Source organism: Lentibacter algarum (genome assembly GCF_040580765.1).
Taxonomy (GTDB): domain Bacteria; phylum Pseudomonadota; class Alphaproteobacteria; order Rhodobacterales; family Rhodobacteraceae; genus Lentibacter; species Lentibacter algarum.
The window spans coordinates 2248578-2263342 of record NZ_CP158687.1; the positions used below are offsets into that span (position 1 = coordinate 2248578).

The 14765-nt window shown below is 54.5% G+C and carries 13 protein-coding genes; 1 reads left to right on the forward strand and 12 read right to left on the reverse strand.

Annotation, left to right across the window (positions count from 1 at the left end; translation table 11 throughout):
• The 8 genes from DSM117340_RS11085 to DSM117340_RS11120 form a co-directional block, all read right to left on the reverse strand.
• A complete protein-coding gene (locus tag DSM117340_RS11085) occupies nucleotides 1-1086 on the reverse strand; it encodes an ABC transporter ATP-binding protein (protein WP_009808111.1) in 1086 nt (361 codons plus the stop codon).
• Nucleotides 1083-1883: an ABC transporter permease gene (locus tag DSM117340_RS11090; RefSeq protein ID WP_009808110.1), complete on the reverse strand. Its 801-nt coding sequence runs from the start codon at nucleotides 1881-1883 to the stop codon at nucleotides 1083-1085. Before DSM117340_RS11090 ends, DSM117340_RS11085 begins: the two co-directional genes overlap by 4 nt.
• Nucleotides 1880-2743 carry an ABC transporter permease gene (locus tag DSM117340_RS11095; protein WP_009808109.1) on the reverse strand — a complete coding sequence of 288 codons (864 nt, stop codon included), beginning with the start codon at nucleotides 2741-2743 and terminating at the stop codon, nucleotides 1880-1882. Before DSM117340_RS11095 ends, DSM117340_RS11090 begins: the two co-directional genes overlap by 4 nt.
• Before the next feature lie 71 nt (nucleotides 2744-2814).
• Nucleotides 2815-3954: a spermidine/putrescine ABC transporter substrate-binding protein gene (locus DSM117340_RS11100; protein WP_050757566.1), complete on the reverse strand. Its 1140-nt coding sequence runs from the start codon at nucleotides 3952-3954 to the stop codon at nucleotides 2815-2817.
• A gap of 147 nt (nucleotides 3955-4101) precedes the next feature.
• The gene (locus DSM117340_RS11105; RefSeq protein ID WP_009808107.1) at nucleotides 4102-4986 is read right to left on the reverse strand and encodes a LysR family transcriptional regulator; all 885 of its coding nucleotides are present in this window, start codon (nucleotides 4984-4986) and stop codon (nucleotides 4102-4104) included.
• A gap of 73 nt (nucleotides 4987-5059) precedes the next feature.
• Nucleotides 5060-5992: a ribose-phosphate pyrophosphokinase gene (locus DSM117340_RS11110; RefSeq protein ID WP_009808106.1), complete on the reverse strand. Its 933-nt coding sequence runs from the start codon at nucleotides 5990-5992 to the stop codon at nucleotides 5060-5062.
• Between the two features lie 52 nt (nucleotides 5993-6044).
• A complete protein-coding gene (locus tag DSM117340_RS11115) occupies nucleotides 6045-6665 on the reverse strand; it encodes a phosphoribosyltransferase family protein (RefSeq protein WP_009808105.1) in 621 nt (206 codons plus the stop codon).
• A 12-nt stretch (nucleotides 6666-6677) separates the two neighbouring features.
• Nucleotides 6678-7415, reverse strand: coding sequence for a BtpA/SgcQ family protein (locus DSM117340_RS11120; RefSeq protein WP_009808104.1), 738 nt, complete (start codon nucleotides 7413-7415; stop codon nucleotides 6678-6680).
• A gap of 306 nt (nucleotides 7416-7721) precedes the next feature.
• Between DSM117340_RS11120 and DSM117340_RS11125 the strand changes: the two genes are divergently transcribed.
• The gene (locus DSM117340_RS11125) at nucleotides 7722-8405 is read left to right on the forward strand and encodes an urea carboxylase-associated family protein (protein ID WP_039965787.1); all 684 of its coding nucleotides are present in this window, start codon (nucleotides 7722-7724) and stop codon (nucleotides 8403-8405) included.
• 526 nt (nucleotides 8406-8931) lie between these two features.
• Here DSM117340_RS11125 and argE read toward each other — a convergent pair.
• The 4 genes from argE to DSM117340_RS11145 form a co-directional block, all read right to left on the reverse strand.
• Nucleotides 8932-10086 (reverse strand): acetylornithine deacetylase, encoded by a 1155-nt coding sequence (argE, locus tag DSM117340_RS11130; RefSeq protein WP_089894169.1) that lies wholly within the window; start codon nucleotides 10084-10086, stop codon nucleotides 8932-8934.
• A gap of 24 nt (nucleotides 10087-10110) precedes the next feature.
• Entirely contained in the window at nucleotides 10111-12180 is a 2070-nt protein-coding gene (locus tag DSM117340_RS11135) for an FAD-dependent oxidoreductase (protein WP_354689616.1), read from the reverse strand.
• 98 nt (nucleotides 12181-12278) lie between these two features.
• Nucleotides 12279-13217 (reverse strand): LysR family transcriptional regulator, encoded by a 939-nt coding sequence (locus DSM117340_RS11140; RefSeq protein WP_089894176.1) that lies wholly within the window; start codon nucleotides 13215-13217, stop codon nucleotides 12279-12281.
• 43 nt (nucleotides 13218-13260) lie between these two features.
• A complete protein-coding gene (locus tag DSM117340_RS11145) occupies nucleotides 13261-14757 on the reverse strand; it encodes an aldehyde dehydrogenase (RefSeq protein ID WP_089894178.1) in 1497 nt (498 codons plus the stop codon).
• Nucleotides 14758-14765: the final 8 nt, after the last annotated feature.

Genomic DNA, 14765 nt, shown 5'->3' on the forward strand with positions numbered 1-14765 from the left:
TCAGCTTTCGTTCAACACATGGGCGCTTTGGGTGTCCCAGGACAGCCAGATCTCATCGCCCGAATGCAGATCGAACTTGGACAATTCGCGTTCCTGCATCTGGACCTTGAACTCGTGGCCCTGCGCGTCTTCCAGAAACAGGGTGACCATGGAGCCGACAAATTCCTCAGAGATCAGCTTGCAATAGGCCTTGTTCCCACCGTCGGGTTCCTCGGTTGCGATGTGCACCAGATCGGCGGAGATCACGAAGCTGGCGTTGTGGTCTTCGACCAAATTCACCTCGTTCGTGGGCACGGTGAATTCACCAGAAGGTGTCGTGATCCGGGCCGTGCCGCCGTCAACAGATTTGACTTTGCCCGCCAGAATATTGTTGCGACCCACAAACTCGGCGACAAACTGGTTCGCAGGCGCACGATAGATTTCCTTGGGTGTGCCGATTTGGCCGATCTCGCCCTTGCCCATAATGATGACGCGGTCTGCCATGGCAAAGGCTTCGGATTGCGAGTGGGTCACATAGACGAATGTAATCCCCAACTCGCGCTGAAGGTCAGTGAGCACAGCCTGCATGCGGATGACCAAATGCGCATCCAGAGCTGACAGCGGTTCGTCCAGAAGCAGGATTTGTGGCTCCATCACCAGTGAACGGGCCAATGCGACGCGCTGCTTTTGACCACCTGACAAGGTCGAAATATGGCGGTTCTCAAATTCGAGAATTCCCATCTTGTCGAGCCATTTGAACGCACGCTCTTTGCGTTCCGCCTTGTCAACGCCGCGCATCTTGAGCCCAAATTCGACGTTCTCACGTGCCGTCAGAAAGGGAAACAGCGCGAGCGATTGCCACACCAGCGGTGTGTCGCGCTCATGCGGGGCGACATCATTCATTACCTGACCGTTCAGACGAATTTCGCCAATGCTCGGCGCCTCAAGGCCCGCGAGCATGCGCAAGGTTGTGGTTTTGCCGCAGCCAGACGGCCCCATGATCGCGAGGAACTCGCCCTCGCGGATTTCGAAATCCAGTTCCTTCACAGCAACAAAATTGCCGAAGTGCTTTTGTACTTTGTCAAATACAACCAGAGGTTTGGTCATGATTGGATGCCCTTTATTTGCCGGCTGGCGAAGAAGAGCTGCGCCAACACAACCAGCGTCATTGAGGTGAGGAACACGAAAGTGCCGATCGCGTTGACCTGCGGATCAATGTTGCCCTGCACGATTTCGAGAACGACCACGGGCAGCGTGCTGTTCAGGCCGGAGACGAACCACGAAACAGCAAACTCGTCGAACGATACGGCGGCGGTCAGGAAAAGGCTGGAAAATATCGCAGGCTTGCAGAAAGGAATGATCACATGACGCATGGTCTGCCATTCCGATCCACCCAGGTTCCAGGCTGCAGATTCCAGATCAGGGTCCATCTGGTTCAAGCGCAAACGGATGACGGCCATCGCAAAGGGCGCGGTCAGCACGCTATGCGCGATAATGATTGAGTAAAGCTGACCCGACATCCCGATCTTGGACAGCCACGCGAGCATTGCCAGCGCCATGATGATCAGCGGGATCGTTGGCGGCAGCAGGATCAGCGCAAGGTAGGGCCCCTTGAAGCGGAAGTTGTAGCGGAAATCGGAGTAGGCTGTGCAGAACCCGAGGAACGTCGCGATCACCGCGGTCGAACAGGACACGATCAGGCTGTTCCGCGCGGCTTTCCAGATGTCGGGATCGGCCAGCACCTTTGCATACCACTCGGTCGAGAACTCTCCGAGAGGGATCGTCGGGAAGCGTTGCGAGTTGAAGGAAAAGATCATGCTAAAAATGATCGGCGCAAAGACGAAGGCGAAGATCAGAACAACATAGATGCCAAGGATGAAGTTGAGGGACCGGCTCTGTTTCATTTCGCGCCTTTCCCCTTGCGGTAGGCCAAGGCGATGCCGGTGAAGGCGATGGCAAAGAGCGTGACCATCATCATGATCGCGACCACGGCGGCGCGGGGCCATTGCTGGCCGGATTTGGTGGTATCAAGGATCAAGATCGGCAGGGTCGGCTCCTGCGATCCGCCCAGATAGAAGGGGGCGACAAAGTCACCAAAGGACAGAATAAAGCAGAAGATCGCGGCGATAATCAGCCCGGTCTTGGACAGCGGAATGATCACTTGCCAGATCGTGCGCAGGGGCGAACAGCCCAGATTGCGCGCGGCCTCAATCAGGTTCTTGTCGATGTTCGCCATCGTGACGGTTTGCAGGATGACGACCAGAGGCAGCGTCAGGGTCATATAGCCCACCAGCGTGCCGAAGTTCGTGTTCAGCATCGTGTAGGGGCCCAGGCCGACATAACCCAGCATGGCATTGACCACGCCGCTTTCGGACAGGATCACGAACCATGAAAAGGTGCGTACCAGATAGCTGGTGAAAAACGGAATGATCAGCAGGAAAATCGCCCAGCGTCGGGTGCTTTCAGAAGCGCGGAAGGCCAGTGCAAAGGCAGCGGGAAAGGCGATGCACATCGCGCAGACAGTGGACAGCGTTGCGATGCCTATCGTGTACCAATAGCTGTCCCAGAAGAAGCCTCGCGTCAGCATCCGTGACCAGTTCACGAACTCGAACGCTTCGGTCATGCGGTAGTTCTTTACCAGGAAGAACGACATCGCGACCATGAACAGGACCGGCCCGACAAAGAAGATCAGCTGCCAGAAGATGATCGGCAGCCGCCAGGTCAGCGCATAAAGGTTTGGGCGTTGTTCAGGATTGGATGACATGGGACTTTCGCGTGTCTGGGAAAATGGGGCGGCCACAGGGCCGCCCGCTTTGGTGTCTTTAGGCCGTCAGATCAGGCGCTCTTGTACTCGGACCAGAAGTCGTTCCAGTCCTCCAGCGTCTGCTGCTGGGGGATGTCGCGGTAGTGAATCCGGCCTTCCTTGATCAGCGTGATCGGATCCTGCGAATCACCATCAATCTGATGCGAACGCTTGGCTTCCGCCATATCTGCCTCGACCAGGGCCGCGCGGCCCGCTTTGGTGACGCAGAAACCAGGGTAGGCTGCCATCTGAGCAGACTTCACCTGACCAGCAGGAGACATCATGTACTGGATGAACTTCTTGGCTTCATCCGCTTTTTCGCTGCCCTTGCCGATGGAATAGCTTTCGGTGAACTGGATGCCGCCCTCCTTCGGGATCACGGAGGCCACGGGCGCGCCGTCTTTTTCCAGAACGCCGGTGATCCAGTCGCCGATGCCGCACATCGCCTGCATCTCACCGTTCTTGAGGCCGTTGAACGTGCCGCCATAGTCAAAGAAGCCGCCAACCTGTTTGCGCAGGCTCATCGTGGTTTCTTGCACCTTCGCCCATTGGTCGTCGTTCAGGTCCCAAAGGCCTGCGCCGTTGCCGTCATAAAGGCTCATCATGCCCAGCGTGGGCAGATGCCAGTCGAAATGGCCCACTTTGCCTTCAAGTTCTGGCTTCCAGAAGCAGGCATAGCTTTGGGCTTCTTCCTCGGTCACGGAATTCTTGTTGTAGGACACGCCCAGATGGCCACCGCGCAGGATCATGGAGTACATCTTGCCGTCTGCCCAGTGGCCGGGGAACTGCGAGAAGTCTTCATGCAGCATGTCATCCAGCGGATAATCTGCCGCGTTCATTTCTTCGATGTAGCCAGCTGCGTTCAATTGCTGCACAAATTCAGCGTCCGACAGGATCAGATCGTAGGTACCAGGAGGCGATTGCGCGATCAGTGCCAGCATGTTGTCGCCACCAGCGTAGTACTTTGGCACGAACTTCACATTGTTGGCTTCTTCGTATTCGGCAACAACGTCTGGCTCACCATGACCGTACCAGGCGAGCATGTTGATCTCAGTCGTCGCAGCCCAAGCGCGGCTGACAAAAGGTGTTGTCAAAACGGCTGCACCGCCGGCTTTCAGAAGCTGGCGGCGGTTCAAGCCAAATAGTGATGAAGTTACGGTCGGTCTGTACATTTGTGTCTCCCATTTGGTCGCTCTTTCCCAGCAAAAGAGCATTTGATTTTTCGCTGAACCATAGTGTTCAGTCCGATTTTTTTTAAATGGTATGGTAAAACAGGACTTTTGGGAAATTTATCGTTGATATGCTCATATAATGAGCGGTTATGCATCAACGGCACTCGAAGAACGCTGCTCCAAGGTGTTGATCATGGCATCCATGGCAGCGTATCCGCCTGCGCCCAACTGAGCCTGTCGTGCGAAAAGCCCGATGTGCAAAGGGGCGAGAACCGGCAGGCCGTCTTGTTCAGAGAACGTGCGCATACCGCTTTGGACCGTCGGAGCGGTGAGGCAAGAAAGGCCAAGGCCATCCTGGACCGCACGTTGAACGCCGCCAATGCCGGGGCTGGAGTAGGCTATGCGCCAACTCTTTCCTGCCAACTTCAAAGCAGTGGCCATGCGATCGCGGTAAACACAGCCATAGGGATGAGCGACGAGAGGGATATCGGTGTTTTCCGGGATTTCGAATGCGTTGGCACCAACCCATGTTGGTTGTTCCTTCCAGTTGCGGAACAAAAACTGTTGGTCGTCACCGTCAAACAGCGCCACGGCGATGTCGATTTCGTTGCTGCGCATTGCCATCAGCAGATGCTTTGAAAGGTCACATCGAATTTCGATCTGTGTATCCGGGAATTGTCGGACGACATCTGTCAGGCAGGCTTGCAGGGTGTTTACTGCATAGTCCACAGGCAACCCGACCCGCAATCTTGCAGCAGGATCACGTTGCTCAAATTCTGCCATCGCCAGATCGTTCAGGCGGAGGATCTGACGCGCATGTATTGCCAGGGCCTCACCCCGTTCCGTCAGCGAGATCTCTTTGCCTTTCCGCGCAATAAGCGGATAGCCAACAGCTTCTTCCAAGCGCTTCACTTGAAGGCTGATCGCCGGTTGTGTCCGGCCGAGTATCTCGGCCGCGCGCGTGAAGCTTGCCACTTCAATCACGGTGATGAAGGCTCTCAGGAGCTCTGTTGAAAGGTTGACCGCGCCCATACAAAAACATTAGTGCTAAAAATTAGGCGCGGGCAACGATAAATTTGCTTTATGTAATCCGCTTGGTCACCCTCTATTCGAACAACACGCTGACAGACTCTCCATTGGCGATACGCGTGATGGCCTTGGCGAACATCGGCGAAATTGAAATCTCGCGGATTTTCGATGATGCAGTGACCGCGTCGGTTGCGCCAATTGTGTCGGTGATAACCAAGGACGATAGATCAGAAGCGTTGATCCTGTCGACTGCTTTGCCGGATAAAACACCATGGGTGATATAGGCAGAAACCTCTGCGGCTCCGCTTTCCAAAAGGGCCGTTGCAGCACTACAAAGTGTACCGCCAGAGTCGATGATGTCGTCGACCAACATACATGACTTGCCTGAAACGTCCCCGATGATGTTCATCACCTCAGACGAGCCGGGCTTGTCGCGGCGCTTGTCCACGATTGCCAGGCCAGTCGAGAGACGTTTCGCCAAGGCGCGGGCGCGCACTACGCCCCCCACGTCTGGTGAGACGACCATCACATTGTCTCGGTCCTTCTGCTTTTCGATATCCCGGACGATTTCCGGCACCGCATAAAGATTGTCCGTAGGGATGTCGAAAAATCCCTGAATTTGCCCTGCGTGCAGATCCATTGTCAGAACCCGATGTGCACCCGCCTGAGTTATCATATTCGCAACCAGCTTCGCTGTGATCGGCGTTCTGGGTGCTGATTTGCGATCCTGTCGTGCGTAGCCAAAATAAGGGATCACAGCGGTGATGCGCCCGGCGGAGGATCGGCGCAGCGCGTCGATAAGCACCAGCAGTTCCATCAGGTTGTCGTTGGCGGGATAGGAGGTGGATTGAATGACATAGACATCATCTCCCCGCACGTTTTCCTGTATTTCAACAAAGACTTCTTCATCAGCAAACCGGCGCACATTGCACTCTGCCAGAGGGACACGCATATGCGCGGCAATCGCTTCGGCAAGCGGACGGTTACTATTTCCACAGATCAATTTCATCTGTCGAGCCCCTCGTGAGTGAGTGTGTGATGATGTGCGCCAGAGAAGTCCCCTAAATTGGGAACGCCATCTCGGGTTTGTAAGTCTTGAAGCTTTCAAGATATTGCGCGTTTGCCTGACGCTGCCATTCGGTGCCGGGCTGGATCGCGGTGACGACCTTGTATTTTTCCCGGTAGGACTTTGTGTTGTCATTCTCTTCCATGACAATCGCCACCATGCCTGCAACCGTGCCCTTTTGCTGCTCAACCAGCTGGACAGCACCATGCATCGTGCCGCCCGTTTCGACCCACTGATCCACCAACAACACCCGCGTTCCCGGTGCAAAGGCCGGCAGGCGCATTTCCATCGACTGGGTTTGACCCGAGTAGTTGGTCATAGACGCGCTGTCTGTGTCCACGCAGAGCTTTCCGGGTTTGCGAATGGGCAGAAATCCTTTTCCGATACGGGCCGCAATGCCCGCCGCTAAGACGAAGCCCATCGCATCGAGGCCAGCGATGACGTCAATCTCATCGGCATCTAGATCGGCAACAAGGTCGTCAAGCAAATCATGATACGCTTTGCCATTGATGTAGATCGAAGTCGGATCGAGCCATGCAAACTTGTCGCCTTTGGTGTTCGGTGCCATCAGCGAAAAGTACCAACGATCGTATCTGGGTCCTTTGTCTTGAGCCATCTTTTCTCTCCCTTATGTCTGTGTGAGGTCCATGAGCCGCTTCAGGCGCTCAGGATCGATATTGTAGAAATCGCCGTCATGGTTGATGCCGGTCGCGACCATGAAAAGGTCTACCGCATCTGCGTATTGTGCTGCGTTTTCAGGTGTGATGCCGGATGCAAGGCCAAGCGCAGTGTCGCCGCAATGCTCGCGGAATGTGTCGATCTTGCTCACGTCGGCTGCATGACCGGTCGCCACGCCGGAGGTTACAACGACGTCCATGTAATTCGTCGCGATGCGCGCGCTTTTGCCATACTGTGCTGGATCGACGTCTCGCTGCTTTTTGAACGCGGTGCCGCCGATATAGAGCCCGGTCCAACCGCTGGAGTCGCGGATTGCGTCGATCTCATCTGCTTCGGGCTGATCATGCTCCGCGCGGCGTTCATCCATACGTGCGTCGTCGGCCCAGTAGCCATCGACCTTGCACCCATTTTTTTGCAGTTCCCCGAGAATGGGGAAGGCGTATTTGCCGGTCACGGCGAGGAAATTTACGCCAAGCCAGATATCGGGGAACGCCTGCCGCATCTCCTTGATGATTGGGACCAGCTTCTCCTTCTCGAAGTCATGGTTGATCAGAAAAACGCCCGAGCAACCGCCAGCAACCGCTGTTTTGATGTTTTGCTCTGCCTGTTCGCTGTCAAGGACATGAATTACAGGAAGGATAACTGGACCAGTTGCGCCAAAATTCTGTTTAAAGTCGTTTCGATCCATCTCAATTCTCAATCTCGGTTGTTGCTGGGACGCTACCATTGGCAGTGGGATTTAGAAAATTTATTGTGCTTATTCGTTCATATGATTTGGAAATGAAGAAAGTGAATTGCTAAGAGACCGCCGGCGGTCCTGCAAACCAAGGAATATCAAACTGGACCACGCAAGGGGGCTGATCGCCAGAACGTCTTAGTGAAGGTGCGCGTTTGGTTCATTCCAATGTGCTGAGAGTTGTCTATGCTCCTTTGTGCATGGTCCCTCGCCGACGCAATGCAAGTGTCTATACATAATCCATGAAAGCCCCTGCCAATGGCATCGTTCGACCCCTCTAGTCCTGATGGTACGAACCGCAGTCTTGAGATTGCTATTTCCGCTGACGGTACACCTAAAATGAACCACACCTACACGATCGACGCGCGATGCGGTGTGGCGGTGCGTGTCCGCGCAGGGCAGCAGCTGGCAGTAATAAACCCCAGCGGCCATCAAGTGTGCGATTTCTGGGTATTTGCAGCAGATGATGTGGGCGAGTATTCTTCGATGGAGCATTTGCACACCGCGTTAGGCTCGATCTTCCCTAAAGTAGGTGACGGTGTGACCTCCAACCTGCGTCGCCCATTGATGACAATCATGGAAGACACATCGGTTGGTGTGCACGACACGATCATTGCGTGCTGCGATCATGCCCGGTACCAGCAATTGGGCTGCACGGTATATCACGATAATTGTGCTGATAATCTTCGACAGGCGCTGATGGCCATCGGCCTCAAAGCGCCTGCTATTCCCGCCCCTTTCAATCTTTGGATGAACGTACCTGTGAAGGCTGACGGAAGCACCAGTTTCGCGCCGCCAGTGTCAAAGCCGGGTGATCAAATGGCCTTTCGCGCCGATATGGACGTCATCGCCGTGATGTCGGCTTGCCCTCAAGATGTCACGCCGGTCAACGGCGTGGGTGTCGCGCCAGACATTCTGGAGTTCTACGTCACAGGCACCTAACGCATCCGACCAATTCAAAAGGAGTTGATTAATGCCGTCGCTGAAGTTGCGCTGTCATTGTGTCAAGAGCTTACGGCGATAGATCTCAGCTCCGATGGCGCTTGCATAGCTGGAAAAGGCGACGCTTAGAGGTTGCTCGCGCAAGGTTCAGCACTTGGAACGATGGGCTCACCTCGGTCATGCAGCAGTGTAGCAGACTCCTGGCGCTTGACGCATTCTGAATGTCCGCTCTGGCGGCTTGGGCCGCAACGCAGCGATGGCTGTGCTGCAAGAGCGAATGAATGCTGCGCCAGCAACATGGCTAAACATCAATGTCGGCAAAGTCCGCTTAGCGATCATTGGTGCGGAACGCGGCGAATGGCTGGTTTGAGCGCACTTCGCCGATTTTCTGTGTCGCAGCGAATGCCCGGTTAAGGGAACCGACAAACGGACTTAACAATGGCCACGCTAAGGTCGCAGATAGATTTCGGCCAGACCCAAGATCGTTCTTGTAGAAAGTGTTGAGGACCTCGCGATCTTGTATGCTTCAGGACGCTGACCTGAGCGCGTTCAAGATATTTTCCATCATCGCGTCACAAGCGAAAAGATCACTTTTGGTTAAACCTTCATTCGGCTTGTGCCCGTCAGACGCCATGTCCCCTGGTCCGATCACGACGGTTTTGAGGCCAAGCTCTGCAAAAAATCCCGCCTCGGTTCCGAAGGGCACCTTGGTTATGCCAAGATTGCCAGCCATCGTGTGAGCCCACACGACAGATCTATCTGATGGATCGCTGTTCAGACCGGGATAGGCATTGATCGCTTCAACTGTGACGGGTGGTGCAGATTGATGAGCAGCGCTCACATGTTTGGCGACGTCCTCGATTTCGCGCTGGATATCCTGTGCTGGGGTTTCGACAAGGTGGCGAAACTCCATGTGCAACACAGCAGTCTCAGGAACGATATTTAAAGCACGTCCACCGTGGATTTCACCGATATGCACTGTCGAATACGGAATGCTATATGCGTCATCATGAGGGCCAGAAGCCAGTCGGTCGTGAAGCTTGCGGATTTGATGCACGAACTCGGCCGCGACATGAATGGCATTGACGAACTGGGGCGCGAGAGCGCTGTGGCCTGCTTGGCCGTGGCAAGTCACCTTGAGGGCTGTCTTGCCTTTGTGCCCTGTTGCAACCTGCATCGATGTTGGTTCTCCAACGATCACGATGCGTGGCTCGCCAATCAACTTGCGTAATTCAGGCATCATTTGCCGTATCCCGACGCAGCCTATTTCCTCGTCATAAGAAATCGACAGACTGAGCGGCGCGCAGAGCGGCGTTTTTCCGATCCTCTCGGCCATAGCCAAGGCCGAAGCAAGGAAACCTTTCATATCGGTAGTTCCGCGACCAAAGACACGTTTCCCCTCGTCAGTTAGCGAAAACGGTGGTCGCGTCCAAACCTGCCCATCAACTGGCACCACATCTGTGTGGGCGGACAAACAAGCGCCGCCTTTGACATCGGGTCCAATGGTAGCGAACAAGCCAGCCTTGTTTCGGTCTGGAGACCAGATGCGCGTCACCTTGAAACCCGCACCTTGCAACAGGTCCTGCACCCAATTGATGAGGTCAAGATTGCTTTCGTGGCTGACTGTTGGAAAGGCTACCAGCTTTTCTAACAGTTGCAGAGTCCGTGTTGAGGATGTCATTTTAAAGCCTGACTGGTTGCTGCGTTAATCCACCGCAAGCTGCGTGATTTCGCGCCGGAATGGAAGCGCATCACCGATGTCCTCACCATCCAGCTCGCGCGCATACCGGTGTCCTGCATAGGTTGCCCAAGCAATAGGCCCAGGTGCATTGGCATCCCCAATCAGCTTGACTGATTTAATGCCTGCATCCGCCCATTCAGCCTCGCGCAGCTTTAGGTCGTTATAAACTGCGTTGTTCTCGATCCGTGATGACACGAGCAAAATGGCATCACACGCAAGCGGTCGCGTCATCTCGGTGAACATGCAATTGGTCACAACATGATCCTTCGCGATCTCTGTAACGCCACGGTTGAGTTCAATGGTCACACCCATTTTTGCCAAGCGGCGGTGAATCTCATGCTGTTCCAGTGTGTTGAGGGTCCATTCACTGACATACGCTGCCGGTGTGATCAGCGTGACGCTACAGCCCTTTTGAATCAGAAGTTCTGCCATGACGCCGCCCATATAGTAGTGGTCGTCGTCATAAATCACAACATGGCCGCTTGGGTTTACATTTCCCATCAAGTCATCTGGCGTGAAAATCGGCATCGCGTTATCTGTCAGGAACGGAACGACATGTTGGCGCGAAACACCGTCGCGTCGCCACTTTGCACCCGTTGCGACACAAATGTTTTCAAACCCGAACTCAAGAATACTATCCGCGTCGAGTTCGCTGTCAAAATAGCTTTCGACATTTGCTTTTTGACTCAGCTGGTATTCACGGTAATCCGCCACGCGCCCCCATGCGCTCAGACCAGGAAGATGGCGTTCGCGGGCCACGCGTCCGCCCAGAACCGTTCCCGCCTCGGCCAATGCCACGTCATAGCCGCGCTCGGCTGCGGCACGTGCCGCCTCAAGCCCAGCAGGACCCGCGCCAATCACAAGAACATTGGAGCTAGTGCCCTTAAGGTTCATCCGTTCGGGATGCCAGCCCTTGCGCCATTCTTCCATAAAAGTGGGGTTCTGTGTGCAGCGGCTGATCGACATTGTCATGTCGCCTGTGACGCAGATATTGCAGCCGATGCATTCGCGGATATCTTCGATTCGACCTTCTTCGATCTTTTTAGGTAGGAACGGATCGGCAATCGACGGGCGTGCGCAGCCTATGAAATCCAGCGTGCCAGATTTGATCATCTTGACCATGACATCGGGGCTGGTAAAGCGCCCAACGCCAACGATTGGCTTGTCAGTCAGCTCGTGGATGCCTTTGACGAGATGATGCTGCGCGGCCTCCTCTTTGAAGCGAGACGGGCCAGAACACTCTTCCCATGTGCCTTGCGCCAAATCCCATAGGTCAGGCAAGTTGCGGTTCATTTCCACCAACTCACGAACCTCGGCATTCGAGAAGCCAAGTTCTCCGATAGATTCATCCAATGAGACACGTAATGTGATGCCCATGGTATCACCCACCGCGTCGCGCATGTCCGCAATCACTTCGTTCACAAACCGCGCACGGTTTTCCAAACTGCCGCCGTATTCGTCCGTGCGGTGGTTAGTTGCGCGGCTCAGAAAGTGCTGGAAAATCCCGAACCCATGCGCCCCGTAGAGACAGATCAGATCAAAGCCAGCCTCTTTGGAACGCTTCGCCGCATTCACAAACCAACGCCGCAAGTCTTTGATATCGGTTTTGTCCAATGCGCGGGCCTGAACCGGATCATTGGTAAACGTGCGGATCGGCTGTGCGGAGACAGCCATCGGCACCTCTTTAGTGTAAAGGTTTGGACCATTTACACCTGAATAGGCCAACTGAATACCCGCTAACGCACCGTGCTCTTTCATTTTGTCCGACATCTTGTGCAACATGGGAATGTCTTTGTCTTCCCAAAGACGTAGCTCAATAAACGGTGTGATTTCAGAGGTGTGATGCATCTCGCACTGCTCGGTGAAAATAACACCCCAGCCGCCTTCGGCCTTGACCCCGCGCATTGCTGCGGCCGCAGACGGATCACGGTAACCGCCGCCATTACAATGCGGCACTTGATAGAACCGGTTTTTAGCCGTGACTGGCCCGATCTTCAAGGGTTCAAAAAGAATGTCGTACCGAGGATCACGCACGGGGAATACTCCTGTAAGGCAAAGGATGTTGAACCAGTGGTGACAGAATAATGGGTTAGGCTAAAGTCGCGGTTACGGAACCCAAGCTTAGGCTAGAGTTAAGCCACGTCGGTGATCGGCAACCCCGGAAAGCCCCAATTGGAAAGTGTCTGCGCCGTATGATCAATAAACGCGTTTACCGATAGAATGCTGCGGGCACCTTCAGGCACGATGAAGCCCAATCGCATCGGGCGATGTGTGCCTTCAAGAGGAATGAACCGCAATACTCTCCCATCCGGCGACATATCCGAATGCGGACGTATATTGGCAACGGAAAAGCCAAATCCATTCGCGACCAGAGACCGCATAACAGCCATATCGCGCGTCCGCTCAACAATATTGGGGGCAACACCTGCGCGTTCAAAAATACTCATAAAATAGGTGCGGCTCATTGGAAGGTCGAGCAACACCATCGGATATTCCGCTAGAGTTTCGACCGAAACCGTCTTACGGTCCGCGAGCGGGTGATCGGCGGCAACCACAGCATAAAGCGGCAAGGACCGCAGAGGAATGAACTCCAAATCTGGCGGCACCTCAAGATCGTAGGAGAGAGCGACATCAATATCTGCACGTCGCAGTTTTTCGATGAGAGTCTGCTGATCACACTCAATCTGCGACATGCGGACATCTGGATGCGTTTGTTGAAACTCGCAGCGAATAGCAGGCAAGAGAACCTGTGCGAATGTCAAAAGGCACCCGACGCTCAGCGGACCCTGCACAACACCAGATATCGCACCGGCAAGACGATTGAGGCTATCGGCCTCTGCCAAGACCTTGCGGGCTTGCTCCATAAATTGCCGACCTGGTTGCGTCAGGCTTAATCCATGGGCGTGTTTGCGAACAAACAACGGCAGACCAAATTCGTCTTCCAGCTGGGAAATCGCCGCTGAAATTGAGGGCGATGATACGTTGACTTGCGCACTCGCCTGCGCAATCGAGCCGTGCTCACCAACAGAGACGAAGTATTCCAATTGCCGAAGGGTAAAACGCAAAGCCATGCCCCTGTTATGCTGCGCCACACAAAAGTATCAAGCGCTGTTTTTAGGTCGCATACTTAATCCATGTAGTTTTGAGTGCCGTGTATTTATCGAAGCTATGCAGCGACAGGTCGCGTCCAAATCCAGACTGCTTCATGCCCCCGAACGGCGTCATAGCACTTAGTGCGTCAACGGTGTTTACCGATACAGTTCCCGCCATCAAGCTATCAGAAACGCGCAGTGCACGGCTTAAGTTATCTGTCCACACAGAAGCGGCCAGCCCGTAAATGCTGTCATTGGCCATGCGCACAGCATCGCCTTCGGTGTCGAACGGAATAACGGACAGCACGGGGCCAAAAATCTCGTCGCGGGCAAGAGCATCATCGTGGTTCACATCATCAAAGATTGTCGGTTGCACAAAACAGCCTTTGCCGTTGATCTGAACTTGCTCACCACCAGCCACAAGATTGGCGGTTTTTTTTCCGGCCTCGACAAAACGCATGATGCCATCGGTCTGTTTTTTATCGACGATAGCGCCCATTTTCGAGGCCGGATCAAGCGGATCACCCGGCTGCAAATCTTTTGCCCGCGCGATCAATTTTTCAACGAACTCATCCTTGATGGACCGCTCGACATAAAGCCGGGAATTGGCAGAGCAGACTTCGCCCTGATTAAAGAAAATTCCGAACGCCGCCATATCCGCCGCCGCATCAAGGTTTTCGCAGTCAGCAAACACAAGGTTCGGACTTTTGCCGCCTGTTTCGGGCCAGATTTGTTTGAGGTTCGATTGCCCTGAATACTCCATGAATTTCTTGCCGATCATGGTCGATCCTGTGAAGGCGAGGCAGTCCACATCCATGTGAAGCCCGAGCGCCTTACCCGCAGTATGGCCGAAGCCAGGCACGATATTGAACACCCCATCAGGCACCCCCGATTCGACGGCCAATTCAGCAAGGCGCAAAGCAGAAAGCGGGGATTGTTCCGCCGGTTTCAGGACAACCGAATTACCCGCAGCCAAAGCAGCAGCCGCTTTCCACGTCGCCATATCGAGCGGGAAGTTCCAAGGTGTCACTGCGCCAACAACCCCCAACGGAACACGGGCAACAATCGCCAAATTGCCAGGGGCAGTTGGCGCAACCTCGTCATATATTTTATCGATGGCTTCAGCGTACCATTGAAAGAAATGCGCTGATCCAGGCGCATCAATTGTCGCCGCGTCTGTGACTAGTTTACCCATATCAAGGCTATCAAGCAGCGCGAACTCTTCTAGATTTTCACGGATCAGATCGGCCAATTTTAACAGCACGGTTTTGCGGTGCGCAGGGTCGGTGCGCGACCAAATACCGGCCTCAAAAGCGGCTCGGGCCGACGATACCGCACGGTTCACATCCTCAACATCACATGCGGCGACGTCAGCCAAAACGTCATCCGTCGCTGGATTGATCGACTGGAACGTCTCACCCGAAGCGGCATCAACGAATTTTCCGTTGATAAAGGCTTGGTGGCGCAATGTTAGGCCAGAGGCCCGCTTGGTCCAGTCGGCTTTGGTGTAATCCAGCATTTCAGTAT